The sequence below is a fragment of the Gilliamella sp. B2838 genome (genome assembly GCF_026536185.1).
Taxonomy (GTDB): domain Bacteria; phylum Pseudomonadota; class Gammaproteobacteria; order Enterobacterales; family Orbaceae; genus Gilliamella.
Map to the genome: position 1 here is coordinate 1 of NZ_JAFNOO010000047.1, position 622 is coordinate 622.

1 protein-coding gene is annotated in these 622 nt (G+C 43.9%); it reads left to right on the forward strand.

The annotated features are described in order from the left end of the window. Window positions 1–622, forward strand: a 622-nt coding sequence (locus J3U63_RS13240; protein WP_267371860.1) for a hypothetical protein, incomplete at both ends; no start/stop codon positions are given.

The following is a 622-nucleotide window of genomic DNA, read 5'->3' on the forward strand; positions in this document are numbered from 1 at the left end:
ATCATCATCCGCAATGAGAATGAACAAAAGCAGGATATCAATGAGTTAAGTCGGGATACTGAGCATGCCAGTAATGAACTTAAGCATATCTTTGATAAAGAAAAAGAACAAAGCAAAATAGACCAAACCCGGTTAGTGAGTGAAATTAGTGGTGAAACACTCACCATGCTCAACACCATAGACCGCATTAAAGCGACAGAAGAGGCGAAAAAAGCGGTAGAAGACAAAAGACAAAAATCCGATAAACCGTTAACCGACAAAGAACAACAAGAAATATATAAAGAAGCCTACGACAAAGCGATGAATGAAGGCATGTCAGCGATGGGAAGTAATACCCGTCAAGGCATCGACATGGCGATTAATATCATCAATGGCTTAATCACCGGCGACATGACCGGTGCGGTAGCTGGTGCATTGGCACCAAAACTGGCCACAATAATCAAGCAGCAAACCGGTGACAATAAGGTCGCTAACACTATCAGTCATGCCATCCTTGGCGCCGTGGTTGCCGAGCTACAAGGTAACTCAGCTGTTGTTGGCGGAGTTGGTGCAGCGGTCAGTGAGCGAGGCGCAGAAGTCATTGCCAGTATTCTTTATCCGAATAAAAGTATAGATGAATTAA